The organism is Bradyrhizobium erythrophlei, assembly GCF_900129505.1.
Taxonomy (GTDB): domain Bacteria; phylum Pseudomonadota; class Alphaproteobacteria; order Rhizobiales; family Xanthobacteraceae; genus Bradyrhizobium; species Bradyrhizobium erythrophlei_D.
In genome coordinates this window covers 8,912,844-8,934,390 of record NZ_LT670818.1, presented here as the reverse complement: position 1 = coordinate 8,934,390, position 21,547 = coordinate 8,912,844, and the positions used below count along the sequence as shown (strand labels likewise).

General features: G+C 62.7%; 23 protein-coding genes and 1 pseudogene. 16 read left to right on the top strand and 8 right to left on the bottom strand.

What is annotated here, in order from left to right; all coding sequences use genetic code 11:
* The first annotated feature begins 99 nt into the window (after positions 1-99).
* The 3 genes from B5525_RS42295 to B5525_RS42285 all read left to right on the top strand — a co-directional run bounded on the left by B5525_RS42295 (position 100) and on the right by B5525_RS42285 (position 4,833).
* Positions 100-777 carry an RraA family protein gene (locus B5525_RS42295; RefSeq protein ID WP_079572370.1) on the top strand — a complete coding sequence of 226 codons (678 nt, stop codon included), beginning with the start codon at positions 100-102 and terminating at the stop codon, positions 775-777.
* A 532-nt stretch (positions 778-1,309) separates the two neighbouring features.
* On the top strand, positions 1,310-2,917 hold the full coding sequence (locus B5525_RS42290; protein ID WP_172900089.1) for a tannase/feruloyl esterase family alpha/beta hydrolase: 1,608 nt from the start codon (positions 1,310-1,312) through the stop codon (positions 2,915-2,917).
* A gap of 941 nt (positions 2,918-3,858) precedes the next feature.
* The gene (locus B5525_RS42285; RefSeq protein WP_079572367.1) at positions 3,859-4,833 is read left to right on the top strand and encodes a quinone oxidoreductase family protein; all 975 of its coding nucleotides are present in this window, start codon (positions 3,859-3,861) and stop codon (positions 4,831-4,833) included.
* A 54-nt stretch (positions 4,834-4,887) separates the two neighbouring features.
* On the opposite strand, the gene B5525_RS42280 is transcribed toward B5525_RS42285, so the two are convergent.
* Together B5525_RS42280 and B5525_RS42275 are read right to left on the bottom strand one after the other, a co-directional pair.
* The gene (locus tag B5525_RS42280) at positions 4,888-5,817 is read right to left on the bottom strand and encodes an HpcH/HpaI aldolase/citrate lyase family protein (protein ID WP_079572365.1); all 930 of its coding nucleotides are present in this window, start codon (positions 5,815-5,817) and stop codon (positions 4,888-4,890) included.
* Positions 5,814-6,986 carry a CaiB/BaiF CoA transferase family protein gene (locus tag B5525_RS42275; protein WP_079572363.1) on the bottom strand — a complete coding sequence of 391 codons (1,173 nt, stop codon included), beginning with the start codon at positions 6,984-6,986 and terminating at the stop codon, positions 5,814-5,816. Before B5525_RS42275 ends, B5525_RS42280 begins: the two co-directional genes overlap by 4 nt.
* A gap of 114 nt (positions 6,987-7,100) precedes the next feature.
* On the opposite strand from B5525_RS42275, the gene B5525_RS42270 reads away from it, so the two are divergent.
* Entirely contained in the window at positions 7,101-7,955 is an 855-nt protein-coding gene (locus tag B5525_RS42270) for a type 1 glutamine amidotransferase domain-containing protein (protein WP_079572361.1), read from the top strand.
* Positions 7,956-8,002: 47 nt separating this feature from the next.
* Here the strand turns inward: B5525_RS42270 and B5525_RS42265 are convergent, their stop codons facing one another.
* Both B5525_RS42265 and B5525_RS42260 read right to left on the bottom strand, forming a co-directional pair.
* Complete coding sequence (locus tag B5525_RS42265; protein WP_079572360.1) at positions 8,003-8,563, bottom strand: carboxymuconolactone decarboxylase family protein; 561 nt, start codon at positions 8,561-8,563, stop codon at positions 8,003-8,005.
* Positions 8,564-8,875: 312 nt separating this feature from the next.
* The gene (locus B5525_RS42260; protein WP_244567770.1) at positions 8,876-10,072 is read right to left on the bottom strand and encodes a Spy/CpxP family protein refolding chaperone; all 1,197 of its coding nucleotides are present in this window, start codon (positions 10,070-10,072) and stop codon (positions 8,876-8,878) included.
* 114 nt (positions 10,073-10,186) lie between these two features.
* Here B5525_RS42260 and B5525_RS47425 point away from each other — a divergent pair, with 114 nt between their 5' ends.
* Positions 10,187-10,576, top strand: coding sequence for a hypothetical protein (locus tag B5525_RS47425; RefSeq protein ID WP_276328827.1), 390 nt, complete (start codon positions 10,187-10,189; stop codon positions 10,574-10,576).
* Positions 10,577-10,840: 264 nt separating this feature from the next.
* Positions 10,841-11,071: a hypothetical protein gene (locus tag B5525_RS42255; RefSeq protein ID WP_079572357.1), complete on the top strand. Its 231-nt coding sequence runs from the start codon at positions 10,841-10,843 to the stop codon at positions 11,069-11,071.
* 401 nt (positions 11,072-11,472) lie between these two features.
* Here the strand turns inward: B5525_RS42255 and B5525_RS42245 are convergent.
* Both B5525_RS42245 and B5525_RS42240 read right to left on the bottom strand, forming a co-directional pair.
* Positions 11,473-11,741: pseudogene (locus B5525_RS42245) on the bottom strand (hypothetical protein).
* A gap of 169 nt (positions 11,742-11,910) precedes the next feature.
* A complete protein-coding gene (locus tag B5525_RS42240; RefSeq protein ID WP_079572355.1) occupies positions 11,911-12,549 on the bottom strand; it encodes a S24 family peptidase in 639 nt (212 codons plus the stop codon).
* 119 nt (positions 12,550-12,668) lie between these two features.
* Here B5525_RS42240 and B5525_RS42235 point away from each other — a divergent pair, with 119 nt between their 5' ends.
* From B5525_RS42235 to B5525_RS42205, 8 genes are all read left to right on the top strand, one after another.
* A complete protein-coding gene (locus tag B5525_RS42235) occupies positions 12,669-13,208 on the top strand; it encodes a GcrA family cell cycle regulator (RefSeq protein WP_079572353.1) in 540 nt (179 codons plus the stop codon).
* Positions 13,205-13,387 carry a hypothetical protein gene (locus B5525_RS45175; RefSeq protein ID WP_154073758.1) on the top strand — a complete coding sequence of 61 codons (183 nt, stop codon included), beginning with the start codon at positions 13,205-13,207 and terminating at the stop codon, positions 13,385-13,387. The genes B5525_RS42235 and B5525_RS45175 overlap by 4 nt, the downstream gene beginning before the upstream one ends.
* A complete protein-coding gene (locus tag B5525_RS42230; protein WP_079572351.1) occupies positions 13,384-13,929 on the top strand; it encodes a YdaU family protein in 546 nt (181 codons plus the stop codon). Before B5525_RS45175 ends, B5525_RS42230 begins: the two co-directional genes overlap by 4 nt.
* A gap of 54 nt (positions 13,930-13,983) precedes the next feature.
* Positions 13,984-14,535 (top strand): hypothetical protein, encoded by a 552-nt coding sequence (locus tag B5525_RS42225; protein WP_079572349.1) that lies wholly within the window; start codon positions 13,984-13,986, stop codon positions 14,533-14,535.
* 297 nt (positions 14,536-14,832) lie between these two features.
* Positions 14,833-15,237, top strand: coding sequence for a hypothetical protein (locus B5525_RS42220; protein ID WP_079572348.1), 405 nt, complete (start codon positions 14,833-14,835; stop codon positions 15,235-15,237).
* Positions 15,238-15,612: 375 nt separating this feature from the next.
* On the top strand, positions 15,613-15,777 hold the full coding sequence (locus tag B5525_RS42215; protein ID WP_079572346.1) for a Flp family type IVb pilin: 165 nt from the start codon (positions 15,613-15,615) through the stop codon (positions 15,775-15,777).
* Positions 15,778-15,861: 84 nt separating this feature from the next.
* Positions 15,862-16,095: a hypothetical protein gene (locus B5525_RS42210; protein WP_079572344.1), complete on the top strand. Its 234-nt coding sequence runs from the start codon at positions 15,862-15,864 to the stop codon at positions 16,093-16,095.
* A gap of 115 nt (positions 16,096-16,210) precedes the next feature.
* Positions 16,211-16,834 (top strand): isoprenylcysteine carboxylmethyltransferase family protein, encoded by a 624-nt coding sequence (locus tag B5525_RS42205; RefSeq protein WP_338075253.1) that lies wholly within the window; start codon positions 16,211-16,213, stop codon positions 16,832-16,834.
* Between the two features lie 33 nt (positions 16,835-16,867).
* On the opposite strand, the gene B5525_RS42200 is transcribed toward B5525_RS42205, so the two are convergent.
* Positions 16,868-17,527: a PilZ domain-containing protein gene (locus B5525_RS42200; protein WP_079572336.1), complete on the bottom strand. Its 660-nt coding sequence runs from the start codon at positions 17,525-17,527 to the stop codon at positions 16,868-16,870.
* A gap of 142 nt (positions 17,528-17,669) precedes the next feature.
* Here B5525_RS42200 and B5525_RS42195 point away from each other — a divergent pair, with 142 nt between their 5' ends.
* Positions 17,670-17,858, top strand: coding sequence for a hypothetical protein (locus tag B5525_RS42195; RefSeq protein ID WP_079572335.1), 189 nt, complete (start codon positions 17,670-17,672; stop codon positions 17,856-17,858).
* A gap of 35 nt (positions 17,859-17,893) precedes the next feature.
* Here B5525_RS42195 and bamA read toward each other — a convergent pair whose 3' ends face one another.
* Positions 17,894-20,233, bottom strand: a complete 2,340-nt coding sequence (bamA, locus tag B5525_RS42190) for an outer membrane protein assembly factor BamA (protein ID WP_079572334.1) — start codon at positions 20,231-20,233, stop codon at positions 17,894-17,896.
* Positions 20,234-20,478: 245 nt separating this feature from the next.
* Between bamA and B5525_RS42185 the strand changes: the two genes are divergently transcribed.
* The gene (locus B5525_RS42185; protein ID WP_079572333.1) at positions 20,479-21,531 is read left to right on the top strand and encodes a hypothetical protein; all 1,053 of its coding nucleotides are present in this window, start codon (positions 20,479-20,481) and stop codon (positions 21,529-21,531) included.
* The last annotated feature ends 16 nt before the right edge of the window (positions 21,532-21,547 follow it).

Here is a 21,547-nt window from a genome sequence, read left to right as displayed (position 1 = left end):
CGAAAAGGTGTCGGAATACTTACTTGGAATGCCTACGGGTTCCCCCAGCGCTTGCAGCGAGAGCCTGGAACCAGAAACAAAAAAGACGGAGATGCCTCGATGATAGGATTTTCAGTGCAGGCGATCGGGCGCCGGGTCAGTCCGGAATATGTGCGCAAGTTTCGATCGCTGCCGGTTGCCAATGTCAGCGATTGCATGTCGCGCCTGACCGGCGGCGGGCCGCGGCTGCGGCCGCATCACGGCGAAGGTGTGCTTTCCGGTCCGGCGTTCACCGTGAAGACCCGCCCGGGCGATAATCTGATGGTGCACAAGGCGCTGGATATCGCTTCGCCCGGCGACGTCGTCGTGGTCGACGCCGGCGGCGATCTCACCAATTCGATCATCGGCGAGATCATGGTCAGCTACGCCATCAATCGCCGGCTGGCGGGAATTGTGATCAACGGCTCGATCCGGGATTCCGACGCGCTGCGCAAGCTGAACTTTCCGGTCTACGCGGCCGGCGTGACCCATCGCGGTCCGTTGAAAACCGGCCCCGGCGAAATTGGCAGGGCGATCGCCTTCGACGGCATGGTGATCGAGCCGGGCGACCTCATCATCGGCGATGGCGACGGCCTGCTCTGCATTCCCTTCGACGAGGTCGAGGAAGTGTATGAGGCCGCCGCCGCCAAGAAGAAGCTGGAAGACAAGATCCTCGCCGAGCTGAAAGCCGGCGGTTCGATGGACCGCGCCTGGGTCGATACCACGCTCAAGCAGCTGGGATGCAAATTGCCGGGGTGAGATGCAGCGGCTTTGGCGAGCGGAAAAAGATCAAGGATATGATCGAGACCCGAAGGCTGCCGATGTTCGAGTGCTTCATTAGCTACTGCATGATGAGGTTTGCTTAGATCAGTTTATCCGCGGGCTCTGCTCACGTCTCCCCGATGGGGAGAGGTGAACGGAACGCGGACGGATCGATCCAATCAAAACTCATCCCGCTCCAGCGTCGTTATTGCGAGTGCAGCAAAGCCGCCGAAACAAAGCCGAGGGATTCAACTACACATTGTTGAGCAAATTTTGGTTCTCAATGGCGTTTCGTCTTACTAAAGTTATTTTTCGACGATAAGTCCGAGCGTCTCTCTCTCTCTCTCTCTCTCTCTCTCTCTCTCTCTCTCTCTCTCTCTCTCTCTCTCTCTCGAGATCTCAATACCAATAAGAATCAGTCAGCAGCACTGACGTGCCCGGAATCCACATGGCCGTGGTTACCGGCGCAAACCAGGGAGGTAAAACAGTGACTAGATTTGACAACAAACGTGGAATCTCAAGAAATGTCTTGAAGACTGCCGCCGCCGCCACGCTCGCGGCCACAGCGGTCGCCATGGCAACACCAGCAAGTGCGGACAATTGCTCGAGCTTGGCCAGCAGTTTCCATCGGCAGAATACAACCATAACAACGGCTCAAACGGTTTCGGCGGGGACGTTTGTCACGCCAACCGTTCCGCCTCAGTCAATAACGGGATTGCCGGAATTCTGCCGGGTGGCGGGGTTCACGACGCCAACCAGTGACTCGCACATCCAGTTCGAGGTTTGGATTCCGGAATCGGGTTGGAATTCAAAATATCTTCAGGCGGGCTGTGGTGGCTTCTGTGGCTCGATTTCGTATAGCAGTATGGCTGAGCCGCTTCGCAGAGGATATGTCGTCGCGGCGACCGACGACGGCCATGAGGCCAGTGGCATCGATGCGAGCTGGGCCGCAGGCCATCCCGAGAAGGTGGTCGATTTCGGATACCGATCGCTCAAGGAGACAACCGATGTTGCCAAGGACCTCATTGTTGCATTCCAGAAGACTGGTCCTCGTCGCTCCTATTTCATGGGCTGTTCGGATGGCGGTCGCGAGGCCTTGATGGAAGCGCAACGCTTCCCGCAGGATTTTGACGGGATCGTGGCTGGGTCTCCAGCAAATTTTTGGACCCACCTGATGGCCGGATTCGTCTGGGACCAGCTGGCGCTCACCGCTACCTCCAGCGGGGATCTTTCGCAAGGCGACCTTAACGTCCTGAACAATGCCGTATTGGCACAGTGCGCCGGGCATGACGGCGGGCTAAGCACGGATCAATTCCTCAACAATCCGCTGGCCTGCCGCTTCAACCCGGACAAGCTGCCGTTGACAAAGGACAGGGTGGAAGCAATCGAGAAGATCTCATCCGGACCTCCTGGCATCTTCCCGGGCTATGGTCCGGGCGGGGAGGCGAGCAATCCCGCTGACTGGCCGGCCTGGATCACGGGTGGCGGCAACCCGGCCGTTGGATTGCAGGAATTGTTCTCGAACAACTACTTCAAGTACATTGTGTTTCCGAACTCCGGGTGGACCCCGAACTCATTTAGCGTTGCCGAAAATGCCCATCAGGCAGATGTTCGGACCGGCGCGATCTTGAATTCCGTCGACCCCAATCTGGCTGCCTTCAAATCGCGAGGAGGCAAGTTGATCCACTATGTCGGCTGGAGCGACAGCGCCATCTCGCCGCAGAGCGACATCAATTATTATAAGGCCGTGACTGACGTAATGGGCGGCAAGGAAGAAACCCGGGAGTTTTATCGTCTCTTCATGGTTCCGGGAATGGCTCACTGCGCCGGCGGACCAGGTGCAAATGCCTTCGGGCAGGGCGTCAACGGCCCGAACCCCTCTGACCCCGCGGACGATATAATCTCAGCCCTCGACCGATGGGTGGAGCATCGAGTTGCGCCTGACAAGATCGTCGCGACGAAATACGCGAACGATAGTCCGGCGCAGGGCATCGCCTTCCAGCGGCCGCTCTGCCCATTCCCGAAGATATCGAAATATAAGGGAATGTTCAGCACGACCGTGGCATCCAGTTTCGAATGTGTCGACCAGGACAAAGACCCCGACAAAGACATCGGCAAGCAAGCCGCCGATCATTGACACAAGTGCAATCGGCCGGAGGCGCACTGACACGACAGGCGCCCCGGCCGCTCGCTTTGAAAGCTGCGGTTTGTCCAACAGCAGTCCCCGACCCAGCGTTTGCGCCGGTCGGCAGTCCATGGCGGTCGTCCGGCATTTCGGTTTCGATTGGTTCGGCTACGCCGGCGGCTCCCAATCCGCCTTCAGCTTCACACCACCATGCGGACCTTCATGCCGCGCGCGTTCGCGCGACCCGTGCATCGCAATGACGGTCGGAACTGATCGAGTGCGACACGCGGAAACCCACCCGACGGGCAAATCAAAAAAACCTGTCCAGCCCTCTTTGCAAAAATATTCCGATTTTCAGAAGACGCAAATCACTGTATATCCGCGGCTGTCCTGTCCTTCGAAAGAGGGGCGTTGGCCATCGTCACGAACGTTGGGACGGGATGCGGTGGACGCGAGGAGCGCCAAAGACGAAAGCGCTCTGCTTGCGGACGGAGAAGTCGTGTGGTCCTGACGCCTCGACGCCGGCGTCAAGTTCGTGAGAAGCAAGCTTCTCAGGGATGACGGTGACAAGAAAGCCCGATCACCGGGGAGAGTACGAAGGAAACCGTTAAAACCATTGCGTGCGGGAATGCCGGGTGTTTCGGCGCAACCGTGGTGACTAACGCGCGTGCTTTCTACACTACACGCGCGGCTGCGGGTGCGCTGGCACCCGGCATTCCCCACGCCCTCTTCGGGCGGAAGGTCTTTGCAAGACTCGAGCATTTCGCGCCGCGGGATCGCGCAGTCGTGTCTTGAAGCCCCGCCGGTCCGGCGGCAGCATAACCTTTGAAGCGTGTTCCCTTGCCGGGCAAGGCGCGCCTGTTGTAATCATCACTGCCGGGCGACCGGACCCCGCCGAGATTTTCCCCGTTCCCTGCGATTTCGCCATTGTCGTCTCACCAAGGAGTAATTCCATGACGCACGCCATCCGCTTTCACAAGCCCGGCGGCCCCGAAGTTCTGCTCTGGGAGGAAGTCAATCTCGGCAAGCCCGGTCCCGGCGAGGCGCGCATCCGCCACACGGCGGTCGGACTGAACTTCGTCGACATCTACAACCGCTCCGGTCTTTATCCGGTGCAGTTGCCGAGCGGGCTCGGCGGCGAGGCGGCGGGCGTGGTCGAGGAAATAGGACCCGGCGTCACCGATCTGAAGGTCGGCGACCGCGTTGCCTATGGCGCCGCGCCGCTCGGCGCCTATGCCGAAGCACGGCTGATCCCGGCCGATCGCCTGTTGAAACTGCCCGACGGCATCGACGACAAGACCGCCGCCGCGATGATGCTGAAGGGCCTGACGACGCAATATCTGATCCGCCAGACCTATCGCGTGAAGGCCGGCGACACCATTCTGCTGCATGCCGCCGCCGGCGGCGTCGGCCTGATCCTCGGCCAGTGGGCGAAGCATCTCGGCGCCACCGTGATCGGCACCGTCGGCAGCGACGAGAAGGCAAAACTCGCCCAGGCCCATGGCTGCGCCCACACCATCGTCTATACGCGCGAGGATTTCGTCAAACGCGTCGACGAAATCACCGGCGGCAAGAAGGTGCCGGTGGTCTATGATTCTGTCGGCAAGGACACGTTCCTGAAATCGCTCGACTGCCTGGCGCCGCTCGGTGTCGCCGCTTTGTTCGGGCAATCCTCCGGCAGCGTCGAGCCGCTCAACCTCGGCCTCTTGGCGCAGAAGGGCTCGCTCTACGTCACCCGGCCGACGCTCAACACCTATGCCGCCAAGCGCGAGAACCTGGTCGCGATGGCGAACGAGCTGTTCGACGTGGTGAAATCCGGCGCGGTCAAGATCGAGGTGCGCCAGACCTATCCGCTGAAGGACGCGGCGAAAGCCCACGCCAATCTCGCCGCGCGCAAGACCACGGGATCGACGGTGCTGACGGTGTGAGGCTTGACGCGTTCTACGATGCAAGGAGAGGCGGGCAGCTTTTGTCCGCCCCTTTCACATCTGGCCTTTAAAGCTCAGCAGGCGCTTGATCATCCGCAGGTTGGCATAGTCCACCATCTTGCCGTCGACGGTGACCGCGGCCTGGCCGTTTCGCTCCTCTTCCTCCATCGCCGCGATCACGCGCTGGGCGTTGGCGAGTTCTTCGTCGGAGGGAATGAAGGCATCGCGGGTAATTTCGATTTGCGTCGGATGGATCACCTGCTTGCCGTCGAACCCCATCGCCGCCGCCTTCCTCGCCGCGGCTTCGGTCGCGACCGCATCGCGGAACGCGCCGCAGGGGCCGTCGATCGCGCGCAGGCCGAAGGCGCGGGCGGCGACCAAAAGACGCATCATCGGATAGGCGAACAGATCGAGCGGGGTTTCGCGGTGTCCGTCGGCCGCACCGCCGACATGCCGGTAACCCGGCGGCGATGCGCCGATCTCGGCGCTGCGCGCCCCGATCGACGCCGCAAAATCGCCGACGCCGAGATGCAAGCCGGTCACCAGAGAATCGCACCCCGCCAGCGTCTCGACATTGATCAGCCCGCGCGCGGTCTCGATCAGCAACTCCATCTCGACGGGGGCGTCGCGCGAACCGGTGGCCTCGGTAATCCAGTCACTGATTTTTGCAACGTCGGCCACGGCCTCCGCTTTCGGAATGATGAAGGCATCGAGCCGCCGGATTCGGCCGAGCCGCCCGATCTCTTCCTGGATCGACGGGCTGTCGATCGCGTTCAGCCGCACCGCGACGGTCTTGCTTCCCCAGTCGTGCGTGGCCAGCGCCGTGGCGGCGGCTTCGAGCGCGGCGGCTTTCTCGGCCGGCGGGACTGCGTCCTCGAGATCGAGGAACACGGCATCGGCGGCGGACGCAGCCGCGTTCTGCACCAGGCGGGCGCGATGCGCCGGTGCTGCGAGATAGGTTCGGGTCAGTCGCGGCGCGGTCATGATCCGGCCTTTTCCAGAAGGCCGAGTTCGGCCAGGATCGCATCGGTGTGCTCGCCGACGGCGGGAATATCGCCCATCACGGGTTCAACGCCGGGAATGGTGATCGCGGGCAGGAAGCTCATCAGCGCTCCGTTCGGCGATCCCACTTGTCGCACGCGGTGGCGGGCATGAAGCTGCGGATGCTTGAGAAAGGCTTCGACCGTGTTCATGCTGGCGTTGGCGATCGCGGCGTCGTCGAGCCGCTGCAACACCTGATCGGCGGTGAAGTCGGCAAAATGCCGCTCGATCAGCGTCTCCAGCGCATCGCGGTTCTGCATGCGCTGCGGGTTGGTGCAAAAGCGCGGATCACTGGCCAACGCCGCATCGTCGAGCACCTGCGCGCACAGCGCGGTCCACTCGCGCGCGTTCTGAATGCCGAAGAACACCGTGCGGCCGTCGCCGCAGCGAAACGGCCCGTAGGGTGCGATGGTGGCGTGACGCGTACCGGTGCGCAGCAGCGGCTTGCGGGCGCCGTCGGTGTAGTAGGCGGGATAGCTCATCCACTCCGTCATGGAGTCGAACAGCGATACCTCGAACGCCATGCCCTTGCCGGTTCGCTCGCGATCGAACAGCGCCATCAGCACGCCGTTGACGATGTACATGCCGGTGGAGCTATCGACCACGGCGATGCCGCATTTGGCGGGCTGTTCCTCGGTGCCGTTGACCGAGAGGAACCCGGCTTCGCACTGAACCAGGAGGTCGTAGGCTTTCTTCTCGCCATAGGGGCCGCCGCTGCCATAGCCGGAAATGTCGCAGGCGATCAGGCGCGGGAAGCGTTCGGCCAGCGTTGCGGCATCGAGCCCGAGCCGCTTCGCCGCACCCGGCGCCAAATTCTGCAGGAACACGTCTGCCTGCGGCAGCAGCGCATCGAGCACGCGCTTGCCCTCGCTGCTCTTGACGTCGAGCGCGAGGCTTTCCTTGGATCGGTTGGTCCAGGCGAACTGGCTCGACATGCCGTTCATGACGTAATCATAGTCGCGGCAGAAGTCGCCCTTGCCAGGCCGCTCGATCTTGATCACCCGCGCGCCCCAATCGGCCAGATGCCGGCTGGCCAGGGGTGCGGCAATCGCCTGCTCCAGCGAGACCACGGTGATGCCGGACAGCGGCAGATGGGGCGGTTTGGCGTTCATGGATTGTCTCCAGATCATTCTTGCCGGGCGGGTATAGCCGGTTCTGGCGCCGAAGCGGAATACCCATTACATGCGCGTGAGCTCGCGGTTTTGCTCGCGAAGCGAGGGTGGTCGATGGCGCGCGTACTTGTCCTGTTGCCGGCGCGGGATTTCGATCCGAGCGAAGCCGCGATTGGATGGCGGGTGCTGGTCGATGCCGGTCACACGATCGATTTCGCCACCCCCGATGGGCGGCCCGCGGTGGCCGACGAGATGATGCTGACGGGGCAGGGCCTCGATCCCTGGGGCGCCATCCCGCTGTTGCGGAAGCTGCCGCTGATCGGACTATTGATGCGGGCCAATCGTGACGCGCGCAAGGCCTACGCCGAGATGACCGCCGATCCCCGCTATCTCGCGCCGCGGCGCTGGGAGGCGATCGATGCCTCCGCCTATGACGGGCTGCTGCTGCCCGGTGGGCATCGCGCGCGGGGCATGCGCGACTACCTCGAAAGCAAGATCCTGCAAGACATCATCGTGCGCTTTTTCGAGGAAACAAAACCGGTGGCGGCGATCTGTCACGGCGTGCTGCTGGCGGCCCGCAGCGTCTCGAAAAACACCGGACGCTCGGTTCTCTGGGGATACCGAACCACCGCCCTGACCTGGGCGTTCGAAAACAGCGCGTGGTCGGTCGCGCGTTTCACGCGGTTCTGGGATCCCGATTATTACCGCACCTATCCGGAGCAGGCCGGTCAGCCCAGAGGCTATATGTCTGTGCAGCAGGAAGTGACGCGCGCGCTGGCACGCCCGGAGGATTTCCGCGATGTACCGAGCGATGATCCCCATTATCGCCGCAAGACCTCGGGCCTGGTGCGCGACACCAGGGATGACGAGACGGCAGCCTTTGTTGTGCGGGATCGCAACTACGTTTCGGCGCGATGGCCGGGCGACGTCCACAGCTTTGCGAAAACATTTGCCGGCATGCTGAAATAGGAAACGTTGGGACCTGACTTCATGAAAATCCTTGGCGCGGCCGAAATTCAGTCCGGCACCGGAACGTCGAACGTATTGAGCGTCACCGACACCAGGCAATACAAACCGATGAGGTAAGACAACTCCGCAGCACCCTGCTGGCCGAATTGTTCGACCGCCGCGCGATACGTCAGTTCCGGCAGGACGCCGCCGTTGACCAGCGCCCAGGCAAAGTCGAACGCGACAGCCTCTTGCCGGGTCAGATCGCCGGGGCGCTGGCCGGCGACGATGGTCGCCAGTTTTTCATCGGAAAGGCCCCGGTGTTCGGCGACGATCACATGCGCATAGAGTTCATAGGCCGATTTGAAGTGCGCGCCGGTGACGAGGATCGCGACCTCCCTGACATTAGACGGAAGCGACGGGTTCGAAACCATGGTCTTGGTCAATTCCCAGACCGGCTTGCCGAATTTGGGCTCGTGGATCCACGGATTCCACGGGCCGAGCAGGGCGCCGTCGTCGCGGATGTTCACAAAGCCCTGGAAGTTTTTGGCGATACCCTCCCGCATGTCGTCGTAAATCGGCTTCTGTTCGGCGCTGAGTTCTGATGGTGGAATGATAGGTAGACGCATCGCTCGAAACTCCGGTTATGACAAAAAGGGATTTTCAGCCGGTGACGTCGGGATGGCAAATGAACAGAAGGTGACGCCTCAGTCAGTGCGTCACGCGCCGGATGGTGCCGTTGCCGTCTTCGGAAACCAGAAGCGCGCCGTCATGCGCCACGGTGACGCCGACGGACCGCCCCCAACACCTCGGAATCGTTGACCACAAATCCGGTCACGAAACAACAGATGACCAGGAACGGCACCAGCCCCTTGCTGGCTTTGGCGATGGCTCGGGTTTCCACGGCGTGCATGACGGCCTGACGGCATTGGATGCTCGATTCACCACCGCGCCATCGACATGAAGTGACGGATCAATCCATTGATGCTGGCGTGGGTGCGGTGGTGAACATGGAGCGGCGCCGCGCTCGATTGACGCGAAGCCGCCGGGCGCCCCGGCCCGATCGACTCGAACTGCGCCTTCTGCTCGTCGCTCAGTTTGCCGTAGAAGTCGTCGAGCGCCGTGCGCACGCTCTTGACCGCCTGCAGCATGATGTCGAGCCGCTTGCCGACGGCCTCGAGCCGCGCCGGCGGAGTGATGGCCTCGCTCGTCTGGCAGGAGGCCTTGAGCATATCGGCGGCCTTTGCCGTGGCGTCCTGCAGCGCCGCAAGACTGGCGCGCTGCGCTTCGGTCGGATGCACCTTCGCGTCGATCTCCGCCGAAGGCCAGCCGGTCACGCCTGGCTGCGCGGCGCCGCAGTTCCCGACGAGCGAGCCATTTTTGTTTTTGGCGGCCTCGGCCCGGCGCTGATCTTCGCCGAGCGCGTTCAGCCGCACCTTCTGTTCGTCGGTGAGGAGATCGTAGAATTTCTGCAGCGGCGGTTGCACCGTCCCGACCGCCGAGATCATCGCCTCGATCCGTGTCTGCATGGCCGCCAGCCGGGCCGGTGCGGTCAGCGCGATCTTCGTCGGACAGGCGGCCTTGATATCCTGGGCCGCTTTCACCGAGGCGTTGGCGAGATCGTCGAGCGCAGCGCGCTGGGCGTCGTTGGGCGCAATCGCGTTTTGGATCTGATCGATCGGCAGGCCGGCGATGTCGCGGCTGTCGTCGCCGCACATTTGCGCCAGCTGGTCGGGCGTCGAGGTTTGACTAGCAAAGGCTTGCCGGGCGCTGACCCGACGGCCACCGCTGCCTTGAACGCTCCCTTGCGACCAGTAACCGCTGAGGTCGTCATAGCCGTAAGGCGAGAAGATACCGGCGTAAATATCGCCGTAGCCATAATCCCAGAACGGGTCGTCGTAACCGTAGCCCCACATCGTGTAGTCATAGAAGTCGTAATAGGCGAACGGCCAGAACACCGGGCCGACCCAGCCGTAGCCGCCATTGCGGTGCCGCCACCAGCCGTCCCGGCCGCGGCCGTCATGCCAGCCCGCCGTGGCCGCGGTCGCCGCAATCTGGGCGCGGGTATTTGGATTGAGCAGCGCGGCCCTGTTGTGCAGGGGGCCCGCGATCGCGCGCGAGTTCAAGGCGTGGCTCACCGCGGCGGATCTTGCCGCCGCGTTTCGACCTGGACTGAAAGCTGCTGCATTGCGATTTCCGCCGAAGCGGTCGCCTCGATTTGCGTTCAGCGCGGGGCCGGCAAGCCGGTTGCCGTGTACCGCAAACGAGCGCTGACCGTGGAAAGCGGGCCGCCCGGCAAAGTGCGATATTGCCGGCCTGCCGCCGCCGAAGCGAGGCGCTCCACCAACGTGCGCGCCGCCGAAATGAGGCCCGCCACCGCCGAAATGGGGCGCTCCACCCATACGCATGCCGCCGCCGCCGAAGTGTGCCCCGCCGCCCATCCCATGGGGGACGCCGCCTCCACCGCCATGAAATCCGCCACCTCCGCCGCCATGAAATCCCCCGCCACCGCCGCCGTGGAATCCGCCGCCACCGCCGCCGTGAAATCCACCGCCACCGCCGCCGCCTCTTCCGGGGCCTGCGTAAGCGGCGCCCGCGAGAGCGGCCGTCAGAACAACAACGCTGAAAATCTTGATTTTTGACATGGCACCCTCACGCGCCTCCCCCTCCGAGAACCAGTTGTGAGTGCGGCTTACTCGGGTATCACGATAACCCCTGCGCGACGCAGAAGTTCCATCGAAGGACGTAACGAGGGGTTCGCGCGGCGTCGCTATGCCGTGAAATTTGGGTTCCCGTGCGGACCAAACGAACTCTTTTCAGAGCCAAGTGAACTCTTTTCAGAATCATAATGACTCTGTCTTGAAAACGGTTTTAAGTAATTCCAGGCAGGGTGTTGGAGGCGCGATATGAAGGATCTCAGTCGCTACCGCGCAATGGAATCCCTTTGTCGACAGAGCGCGGTGTTTCACCCGCATGATAGCTGGCGGCTGCTTGCTCAAGCAGAGATGTGGCATCACAAAGCGGAGGATGAACTCGCTGCCCGTTCGGTGCAACGCGATGTAGCGGCGCCGATCGACGCGGTCGTTGGGACGGAATTTCAGGGCCGTGCAGCGCGCGCGAGCCGATCGCTAGGGTAAGGGAATATAAGCCCTGCGGAACTGTTCCTTCGATGCCGGATTATCGTGGTCATCTCCCGGAAGGAGCGGCCATCAAACTTGCAAGCCCTAAACTTACAAGGATTGCATCCGCTTCAGTCCTGATTTTCCCCGGCACCCTCGCTCTCGCCCAAAAGCGGCGCACCCAGTGGCCGGGGTTCCACGACCGGCGATCCCGCGGCAAGCTCGGCCACGCACGGCACCTCGCCGACCACGGGAAGCTCGATGAAGCCGAGCCGGCGGCACCTCCACCTCGGGTGGCAGCGATGCCAATGGCGACCAGGGCAGGGACAGGATGCCCGACAGCAGTCAGGGCGTGCGACCGCTCAACAAGCAGAACAAGCCCGACAAGATGTAAGAGAAAGGCTTGCCGCTTGCGCCGGTCACGTCGCCTCCGCTTTGCGGAAGTCGCGGGCATGGTCGAAGCGGCTGGCCTGCAGGTCCGCGCCCGTGACCGGGATTTCCGGCAACGCGGCCTCCGCCAGAATCTCGGCGGTGACGTCGTCGACCGCGGCATCGGCGATTTCGTGGATGAAGCTGATATTTTTGTATTCGCCGGAAGCCACGCGCGAGACGACCTCGCGCCTGCGGGATCGACGACAGCCTCGCGGCCACGCCGGCCATAGTCGATCATCACCACGAAATATTGCATGCGCTGGTTCTGTCTCCCGAAAAGGGACCTTTTGGTCGCGGCGGAGTATTTCTGAAAATCAGAAATAAGTCAAGCGTAAAATTCGTAAAATCAGAAATTGCAGCTTCGCGGCAGGCTTGGCGCCCCGGGGTGGCGCGAATCGGTCGGGTGTTTCCCGTCCGGCGGTCCCTTATTTTTCCGCCGTGCGCCCGCCATGCGCCTTGGTCGCCTTGCGGGCCCGCACCGCGGCCTTGGCGCGCAGGCGCTCGATCTGGCCCCTCGGCAGGGTCACGCAGATCTCCCCGATCCATTCCAGCTTCACGCTGCTGATCGGCTTGGCGTTGAAGCTCGTGAGGTTGACCAGGGTCGGGGACTTTCCGCGTTCGATGGTTTTCAGATAGCGCTCGCCGGTCTTCAGGCGGACCGCGGCCTCTTCGCCATAGAAGCTGGAAACCGGGTGGCGCTGCTCGCGGTAGACCACGATAATATCGCCGTTCTCGTATTTCGGCAGCATGGAATCGCCGGCCACCTCGAAGGCGATGGTTTCCTCCGAAACCGGGAAGGGCAGTTCGACCTCGCCAAGGCCCTCCGGCGGCACCTGCTCGTGTTCCGGCTCGATGATCGCGCCGGCGCCGACGCGGCCCATGATCGGCACCGAGTTCAGTTCCAGATAATCGATGATCGGCTGGATTTCGCTCGCCTTGATCAGGCGGATTTCGCCCAGGATTTCCGAAACCGCGCCCGGGCGCACGCCCATCGCCGCCGCCAGACCGCCCTTGGTCTTGCCCGGCTTCTCCAGCCCCCGCTCGATCATCTTGACATCCAGCATGGCACCATCCTTTCCGAATTTCCGAACCAATTGCAATTCCGATTATCAGAAATCAGGCTTGACATCTATTTCCGAATATCAGAAATTAGAACATAACGGAAACGCAAGGGTAAACGGAAATGCAATCCAACTGGGAGGCGGAACATACACAGGCGCTGCGCGAATATCTTGCCAAGGGCCTGTCCTATTCGGAAATCGCCGATACCATCAACGCGAGGTTCAACACCGCCTATTCACGCAATGCCGCGATCGGCCGCGCCAAGCGCCTGGGGCTTGCCGGTCCCGAGCGGCCCGCCGACAACCTCCTGCATTTCCCGAAACGGGCGCCGAAAGCCAAAAAGCCACGGCTTCACCCGCCACGCGAGCGCCATGTTCCCGAGTTCATGCCGCGGATACCGGTGTTCGATCCGGCGGAAATGCCGAAGCTGCGCTGCGTCGAAATCGTGCCGCGGCATCTTGCGCTGGTCGATCTCGAGCCCGGCGATTGCCGCTATCCCTATGGCGGCGACGAGGAGGGCGAAGCTATCACCTTCTGCGGTCATCCGCGGCGGGAAGGTTTCAGCTACTGCACGCCGCATTTTGAGCTGACGCGCAATCCCGACATCGCCCTGGAACGGCCGGCCGGGACGGTCGTGTTGCGGCTGGTGGAGGTGGCATGAACACGTCAGTCGCGATCATGCACATCAGAATGAAGCCGCTGCCGCGGCGCCACCGCATCGCGCATTTGCGGGCGCTGTTGCGACGGCCAATGGCGTGTCCGGCTCGCCGCGAGGAACTGGCGGCATTGTTGCGCGACGAAATGAGCGCGCCGTCATCTTGCGGAGACCTTCGCGCATGAACCGTCCCTGGATGCCGCTCTATGTCGGTGACTATCTCGGCGACACCGGCCACCTCACCACGGCGCAGCACGGGGCCTATCTGCTGCTGATGATGCACTACTGGCGCAAGGGCGAACTGCCCGACGATGACCGGCAGCTCTCCAAGATCACAAAGCTGCCGCTGAAGACCTGGTGCGAGTATCGCCCGACCCTGCAGGATTTCTTCTGCGAGGGCTGGAAGCACAAGCGGATCGACGCGGAGCCTGCGAAGATGCTGCGCGTGTCGCAAAAGCGCGCGATCGCCGGGCAAAAGGGCGGTATCGGATCGGCGCTGGCGCGTATGAAGCTGGAAAATGCCTCGCACTCCGGGCGAGCCCCGCTGCGAGCAATTGCCGCGCCGTCGTCTGGCGTGGCTCAGGCAAACGCCGACCACTCACACTCACATCAGAGTCTTCTTCAAGCGCGGACAGCACCGGCCGAGCCGGCAAGGCAGCAAACGGAAAAGCCGGCCTTGTCAGTCAGCCCGGAACTCGCCGCCTATGTCGCCGGACGAACGACGTAACCGGGGGACGCTTTGACGGCGCATTCAAATTCTCCAGCAGGGAAGTGATCCAGCATGGCACGGGCCAAACGCAACAGGCAGCAAAAGACGCAAAAAGTTCATGACCGCAGGTCGAAGGATCTGCCGCGCAACGCCGAAGTGGCGGCCGTCGAGGTCGACGATCCCTTGGGGTTGGAGCCCGGAGAGAAGATCGTCACGCTGCGTTCGCTGCGCAACGATCCCCTGGGCAAGCTGCATTCGCATCGCCAGATCGACGAGGCGCAATTCCAGGGCGGGCGGGCCTTTCAGGACGATTGGGAGAAGGCCGAGCGCGGGCCGCAGGCGGTCGATCCGACCCGGGAATATGTCGACGGCGGACGCGGGCGGGAGCCGATCACCGAGCGCCAGCGCAAGGCCGTACTGCGGCTCAACCGCGCCGAGCGCGAACTCGGTGCCGACGGCTCGGCGCTGGTGCATGAGGTTTTGATTCTCGGCATGAGCATGGAGCAGATCGGGCTGCGGCGCGCACTGCGGGGCCAGCGCTGGATCGATTATTTCTCGCGGCGATTCCGTGAGTGCCTCGACCGGCTGGCGCTGATCTACGGGTTCGCCACGGAGAAGCGGTAGTTGGGCACGCGGGTTTCCACGAAAGTGCTTCAGTTCCGACAACAAGCAGCATCGCGAATAGCGATCGGCCGGGCTTCAACGTGCAAGGGACTGCCGGCGATGACCGGGCGCGCCACGCGCAAATCCCCGCTGCAATATCTCGCTTTGGCGATTCCGGACCCTGCCTGGCATCGCGAAGCGGACAGGGGCGAAATGGTATTTGACCCACGTCAACCACTTGCTCCGGCCAGCCGCTATCAAGGCATCGGGGCAAGGGCACGATCTGCTACTCACCTGCAACCGGTGAGGGGACTTCCGATGTTAATGCGTAAAGGATTGCCTGCTTCGGCCCGCCGCGGCGTCGTCGCCGCCGTCGTCGCAGGCCTGGTCATCACCATGGCGGAGCCGCCGATGGCAGCCGCCGGCTCGGCAAGTCCGGTCGCGAAGGGCATCTCGGCGGCCGCGCCGTCCGGCGGCGCCACCGATATCAGCGCGCGCCGGCGCCACTATCGTCGCGGCAACGCCGCCGGCCTCGCGATCATGGGCATGATGATCCGGACCATGGGGGCCGCGATCGCCGCCCAGCAACAGCGCGATGCGTATTACGATTACTACGGCTATGGACCAGGCTATTATGGACCGCCGCCCGCTTATTACGGTCCGCCGGCCTACGGTTACGGTCCCTACTATGGCCGTCGCTTTTATCGATACTATCCTTACTAGGATGTAACGCAGGCTCGGCAACGGATCGCGCGGATAATGATAAAATTCCACGCATTCCGCGCCCGGCCCAGGCAAATCAAGGTCTTAGCTGTAAATCCAGGATGAGAATCGGCGTCGTTTCGACTCCTCGATAGCGGATTCTCGTACCGAGCACTCGCCTCAGGGCGATGCAGCCTGGCGCCTGAAAGGCTCGAAACGCCGTCGTTCCGACGCCGATCGGCGTCCAGAAGCCCCGCGAGGTGCCGTCATTCGTGTTAGAGGCAATTATATCTAAAATTGGCACGGACCGATTTAGCCAACCTTAGGCGGCTACAGGTAGTTCTACTCCCGTTCAGCAGTTCCAGTTCCACGTACGGAACCCCAGAGGAGGCAGGTTTGAAACGCACTTTGTTGAATTTCCTATCCGACCAGTCCGGCGCGACCGCGATTGAATACGGTCTGATTGCAGCAGGTATCGCCCTTGCGATCATCGCTGTGGTGAACGGCCTGGGCAGCACGCTCAACGACAAGTTCAGTTCGATCAGCAGCTCATTGAAGTGATTTCTGCCGGTCTCCTTCTCAAGGAGGGGCTGAGACTCCGTGAGATCTAACCCGCCGGATTGCATCCGGCGGGTTTCTCATTGGTTGCAAGCGGCAAGAAAGCGATGTCACCGCCGATATGCTGTTCCAGGGCGCCTTCGAGGAAATGCAACCGAAGAACAAGCGATCGATCCGAACAAGCTCGCCACCTCGCTCGGTTTCGCCGGGAAGACCGTCAAGACACTGGAAACCGGCTGCGAGATCGAGTTTCATTTCGCCGATGCCGCGACCGCGGAAATCGGCCTCAACGATTACGTCTATACGCTGAAGAAACAGTAGCGTTGCGCTCGCTGCACGGCTGAGCGATGCGCGGCGCGTTCGGGCGTGCTAAGATTGTCCGATGAACAGGCTGCTTCTGAAGGGATTTGCTGGACTGCTCTTTCTTTTCGTCGCGATGGCGGCGCTGCTGTTTGTTCCGGCGGGAACCCGCAGCTGGTGGCAGGCATGGACATTCCTCGCCGTCTATTTCGCGTCGTCGCTCGCGCTCACCCTCTACCTCATCAAGGAAGATCCGGCGCTGTTGCAGCGGCGGATGCGGGGTGGGCCCACCGCCGAGAAAGAACCCATTCAGAAGATCATCATGTTGATCGCGTCGCTGGGATTTGTCGGCCTGCTTGTCGTCCCCGCGCTAGATCATCGCTTCGGCTGGTCGCAGATGCCGCCCTATATGACGCTGGCGGGGAACGTGCTGGTGGGAGCGGGCTGGCTCGCCATTTTTTTTGTCTTCAGGGAAAACAGTTTCGCGTTCGCCACCATTGAGCTTGCCCCGGACCAGAAGGTCATCTCGAGCGGTCCCTATGCGCTGGTGCGGCATCCGATGTATTCGGGGGCGCTTGTGATGTTGCTGGGCATGCCGATCGCGCTCGGTTCGTGGTGGGGCGTGCTCGTCGTCGCGGTCATCCTGCCCGCGCTGATCTGGCGACTGCTCGAGGAGGAGAAATTCCTGGCCGAGAACCTCGCGGGATATGTCGCGTACCGCAATAGCGTGCGGTACCGCCTGCTGCCGTGGGTCTGGTAGACGGCGCGAGTCGTTGGCCGCGCCGACGGCGGATCAACCGGCGCGTCGTACCGGTGGTTCCGCGCTGCCGGCAGGACGCGGAGGCGCGGGGCGCACGATGAGCCGCTCGAGCTCCTGGCGGTTCTGCTGTTCGACGAATTTGACGGCGAAGCCATGGGGCAGAATTCTGACGACACGGCCGACGCAAGCCCCGACCGCAAGCGGCGTTCCGACCTGCAACTGCGCGTCGGCCGAGACCGCGACGCCGGACGCCGACATGTCGATGACGAAGCAACTCCGGGTAGAGCCATCGGCGAAGGTCAGGGTCGAATGCGACGCCGCCGGGATGATCCGTGCGTGTATCCGCGCTTCGCGGACCGCGGGATCTCTCTGCTTCTTGTCCAGCCAGGAGAGCTTGGTTGCGAGCTTCTCGCGCATCGAGGTGGTCATCGCGAGTTCGAGCAGGAAGCTGCCGGCAGCGATGTCGCTGATATGGCCGTCGAGTTTGCCGAAATCGCCGAAATAGGAGGTGATGCGGTCACCGATCCTGCCGACCACGGGAACGGCGACCATCATCCGGAACGGTGAAACGCGGCTGGTACGGCACGCGAAGGTGCGCGGCTTTCCCTGGGCGTCAAACCAGTTCGCAAGGGTGTAATGCCCGCCAATGGCGACGTTGACAGCCTGCTGGCCGAGAAACTCCTTGACGGACACGTCGCAATCCCCCGGGTAGCCCGCAATTAGGTCTAATATGAGTAACCTTTGTGAAGACTAAACGCCAAACTGCTCTGGGTTTCAGGTTATCAATCTTCTTCCGGCTTGCCTTCAATTCGAGTTGAATTGGACTGGAATCCGAATGAACCAATCGCTTGCCCGCACCGACCAACATGCCGGGCAAGACGCCGAGGATCGGATGACCAGCTTCTTTCATTGGATCGGTTTGGCGATTGCTGCCGGTGTCGTCGGCCTCGGTGTATTCGCCTTCTTCCGCGGCCTGTCGCTGCCGCCCAATACCCCGGAGCATCGCGCACATGGCAAGGGGTGATAGCTGGCGCATCTGATGCCGGTTCGCGCGTGAAATCAAAACGGTCCGGCACCGAAGCTGAGCGGCTGGACCACGTCGTAGGCCGCCTTTGTCACCGGCACGGCGTAGTTGACGGTCAGTGCGCCGAATGGCGAAGCCCAGGTCAGGCCCACGCCGACCGACGAGCGGACGACATTGCTGTTGGCGACCTGCAGCGATTGCGCGGAACCTGGAAAAATCGTCGGCCCGCCATAATGAAACACGCTGCCGGCATCGACGAATGCCGACGCCTTGATGCCGTACTCCTGCGGCACGCCGGGGATGGCGCTCTGCAATTCGGCCGTGGAGGCCCAGTACATGTTGCCGCCGACATTATCCATGGTGGTGCCGGGCGTGAGGTCGCGCGGGCCAAAGCCGTTGGGTGCAAATCCTCGCACCATGGTCGGGCCGCCGAAGAAGCTGTTGAGCAGCGGCACCTGCTGGCCGCCCCAGCCGGTGATGTAGCCGCCTTGCCCGCGCACCAGTGCGGTCAAATCGTCGTTGATCGGGTGATAATAGCGCACGTCTTCGGCGGTGCGCAGGAACTTCACGTCGCCGCCGAGGCCGGCGAGATCCTGCTTGAGCTGCGCATTGAATCCGCTGGTGGGGCTCTTGTTGTTATCCAGCGTGTTGTAGGTGACGGTGCTGCCGATCGAGGAAACCCATTGCGGGCCGGCCGCTGCGGCCTGCTGCACCGGCAGTGACGGCGCCGCGGCCGTCGAGGTCGGATCGAAGGTGACGTCCTGGTTATAGAGCGAATAGCGGTACTGCACGCCGATCTGCTCGGTGATCGGCGTGCCCAACTGCAGCGTCGCGCCATAGATCTCGCTGCCGTAGGACTGGTAGGGGCTCGTCTGGTTCTGCCTGCCATAGAGTTCGATCCCGGCCGCGACGCGGGTGCCGAGGAAATAAGGCTCCGATGCCGATAGATCGATGCCGCGCGCGTATTGGCCGTAGGTCACGGAGCTGTTGGCCGAAATGCCGCTTCCCAGAACACTGCGGTCGCCCAACTTGACCTCGGCGAGCAGCCCGTCGGTCGTCGAGTAACCGCCGGCGATGTTGAAGTCGCCGGTCGACTGCTCCTGCACCTCGACGTCGAGCACGACGCGGTCCGCCACCGAGCCCGGCTTGGTCGTGATCTTGACCGTCTTGAAATAGTTGAGGTTGTTCAGCCGCCGCTCGGCACGATCGATCAGCGTCTTGTTGTAGGCGTCGCCTTCGGCGATATCGAACTCGCGCCGGATCACATAGCCCTTGGTGCGGCTATTGCCGTGGATATCGATGCGCTCGACATAGGTCCGCGGTCCCTGGTCGATGGTGAAGGCGACGTCGATGCGCCTTGCCGCGGCGTCGCGGGTCGTGCGCGGGGTGGCCTGGGCAAAGGGAAAGCCGAGCTTGGAAAGCTCGGTGGCGAGCACGTCGGTGGTCTTGTCCAGCGCGCGGCCGTCGAATGTCGCGCCGGACCGTGCCACCAGCAGGCGGCGGAGCTTTTCGCTGTCCACGCCCGGCACGTTGCAGACGACGCTGATGTCGCCGAAACGATAGAGCGGGCCCTCGTCGATTGAAAATGTCAGCGTAAATCCGTGCATGGCGGGATCGTATTCGGCGGTGGCCGAGGTCACGCTGGCATCGGCGTAACCCTTGCTGCGATAGTACAGCCGCAGCGCCTCGCGGTCGGCCAGGACGCGGTCGGGATCGTATTCGTCGCCGCCGGTCAGGAAGCTCAGCATGTTGGTGGCGGAGGTCTTGATCACGGCGGCGAGCTGCCGCTTGCCGAATACGGTGTTGCCGACGAAATTGATCTGCCGCACGGTGGTCTTCTTTCCCTCGGTCACCGCATAGACAAGGTCGACGCGATCGTTGCCGCGATCGATGATCTGCGGCACCACGCCGACATCGTCACGCCCGGCATGGCGGTAGGCTTCCATGATGCGGCCGACGTCGCTTTGCACGACGGCGCGCTGCAAGGCGCCTTGCGGCTTAGATTCGATGACGGCCTCGAGTTCCTTGTCCTTGATCTTCTTGTTGCCTTCGAAGGCGACGCGGCCGAGCACGGGCGCTTCATGCAGATGCACGACCAGGCGATCGCCGGGGCGCTCGATGGTGACTTTGTCAAACAGGCCGGTCGCCAGCATGGCCTTGAGCCCCGCATCGCGCGCGGCTTCGTCGTATCGCCCGTCGGGCGCGGCGTGGAAGTAGGAACGCACCGTCTCGGCGTCGATCCGGCGGTTGCCCTGGACCTCGATGGTCTCGGCCGCACTGGCCTGCGCTGCGAGCAGCCCGAGCGCGGCCATCAGCAGCGCGCCCGCTGCGACCGGCCGGCGGCATCGCCCGCGCGGCGTCCTGTCATCCGTCATCGTCCCGCCTGTCTCCCATTCGACACAGTGCGATGAAAATGCACCCGCCGGGCGAAAAAATGACTGGGATAAGGTCAGTTGCGGACTTGAGCGTTAACTGTTTGCCATAATTTCGACGCAGCGGCGAACCGCCAGTTCCCGAAAATGTCGTAGAGCCGCTTCAAATCCTTTCTAGCCATGGGGGCCGAAACGTTCGCGGCGCGCGGTCACACGCGGGCAGCGAGCGCGCTTTCTGGGAGCATTCCATGCGCTACGCAGTTTTCGTCACCACCATGCTTCTGCTGATCGCGCCGGCACGTGCGGCGGTTTCGCCGGACATCGACCCGAGCGCTTCGCTCAACGTGGTCCAGCAGTGGATCTATAATTACCGGGCCAAGCCCGATTACGCCCATGTGCCGGCGGCGGTGCGCGTGCTGTTTCACGCGCAAAGCTTCAAGGAGCCGGAGAATGCCGGCATCTATCTCGGCTTCATCGCCGGCGCGATCGGGTCGAACCCGGCGAAGTCCGAGCAGCTCGTCAACAGCTTCTTTCCGGTCGCGCCGGAAGACGAGTGGGTGATCGTCCGCGCCATTGCCTATTCCGGTTTGCCGGACTGGCGCAACCTGATGCGCAAGGTCGCGCCGAAGATGCCGGGACGCAAGGTGATGATCGACGCCTATCTCGAGGGCAAGCTGCCGACGCTCGCCAATATTCCGCTGGAGGAAACCAAACCCGGCATGCTCGACAAATTGCGCGGCGTCTTCACCACCAACCCGTTTGCCAAGGACGACAAGAAGGTGAAGATGGTTCAGACCTTCGCCAGCAACCAGGATCTGCTGGACACGCTGTGGGGATATTATTTCGCGACCGGCTCGCATCTGCCGATCCTGCGCATCATGCAGATGCTGCCCTGGAGCAAAAGCCGCGACACCATCGACAAGCTGACGGTCGGCAGCATGGCGCGCTATACGCTGGCAAGCTATGCGGTCCGCGATACCGGCTTGCGCGAGTTTCTCCGCAGCGAGCTCGCCACCCAGCCGGAAGCGGTCAAGGCGCCTTTGACCGAAGTTGTCGATGCCGCCGACACCGTCCAGCTCGGCGCGGTGCGCAAGGATGCGCTCGCCGCCGTCGAAGAGCTCAAGACCAAGGGTTCGGATTCGCGGCGCAACCTCGACTTCTGGGGCCAGGTCGGCGTCGGCGCGGTGGCGCTCGGCTGCGTCTCCGCGGCGGCGCTCGGCCAGGTCGCGGTCGGCATCCCCTGCGTGATCGGCGGCTCGGCCTCGCAGGGCCTGCTGTCGTTCTGGGAAAAGCAGCAATGAGGTGAGCAGGCGGTAA

Excerpts from the sequence above, each read along its gene's own strand:
- B5525_RS42285 (WP_079572367.1), top strand. The coding sequence starts at position 3,859 with ATGACGCACGCCATCCGCTTTCACAAGCCCGGCGGCCCCGAAGTTCTG.
- B5525_RS42280 (WP_079572365.1), bottom strand. The coding sequence starts at position 5,817 with ATGACCGCGCCGCGACTGACCCGAACCTATCTCGCAGCACCGGCGCAT.
- B5525_RS42240 (WP_079572355.1), bottom strand. The coding sequence starts at position 12,549 with ATGCTGGATGTCAAGATGATCGAGCGGGGGCTGGAGAAGCCGGGCAAG.
- B5525_RS42225 (WP_079572349.1), top strand. The coding sequence starts at position 13,984 with ATGGCACGGGCCAAACGCAACAGGCAGCAAAAGACGCAAAAAGTTCAT.
- B5525_RS45175 (WP_154073758.1), top strand. The coding sequence starts at position 13,205 with ATGAACACGTCAGTCGCGATCATGCACATCAGAATGAAGCCGCTGCCG.
- B5525_RS42230 (WP_079572351.1), top strand. The coding sequence starts at position 13,384 with ATGAACCGTCCCTGGATGCCGCTCTATGTCGGTGACTATCTCGGCGAC.
- B5525_RS42295 (WP_079572370.1), top strand. The coding sequence starts at position 100 with ATGATAGGATTTTCAGTGCAGGCGATCGGGCGCCGGGTCAGTCCGGAA.
- B5525_RS42265 (WP_079572360.1), bottom strand. The coding sequence starts at position 8,563 with ATGCGTCTACCTATCATTCCACCATCAGAACTCAGCGCCGAACAGAAG.
- B5525_RS42220 (WP_079572348.1), top strand. The coding sequence starts at position 14,833 with ATGTTAATGCGTAAAGGATTGCCTGCTTCGGCCCGCCGCGGCGTCGTC.
- B5525_RS42235 (WP_079572353.1), top strand. The coding sequence starts at position 12,669 with ATGCAATCCAACTGGGAGGCGGAACATACACAGGCGCTGCGCGAATAT.
- B5525_RS42275 (WP_079572363.1), bottom strand. The coding sequence starts at position 6,986 with ATGAACGCCAAACCGCCCCATCTGCCGCTGTCCGGCATCACCGTGGTC.
- B5525_RS42270 (WP_079572361.1), top strand. The coding sequence starts at position 7,101 with ATGGCGCGCGTACTTGTCCTGTTGCCGGCGCGGGATTTCGATCCGAGC.
- B5525_RS42185 (WP_079572333.1), top strand. The coding sequence starts at position 20,479 with ATGCGCTACGCAGTTTTCGTCACCACCATGCTTCTGCTGATCGCGCCG.
- bamA (WP_079572334.1), bottom strand. The coding sequence starts at position 20,233 with ATGACGGATGACAGGACGCCGCGCGGGCGATGCCGCCGGCCGGTCGCA.
- B5525_RS42205 (WP_338075253.1), top strand. The coding sequence starts at position 16,211 with ATGGCGGCGCTGCTGTTTGTTCCGGCGGGAACCCGCAGCTGGTGGCAG.
- B5525_RS42255 (WP_079572357.1), top strand. The coding sequence starts at position 10,841 with ATGAAGGATCTCAGTCGCTACCGCGCAATGGAATCCCTTTGTCGACAG.
- B5525_RS42195 (WP_079572335.1), top strand. The coding sequence starts at position 17,670 with ATGAACCAATCGCTTGCCCGCACCGACCAACATGCCGGGCAAGACGCC.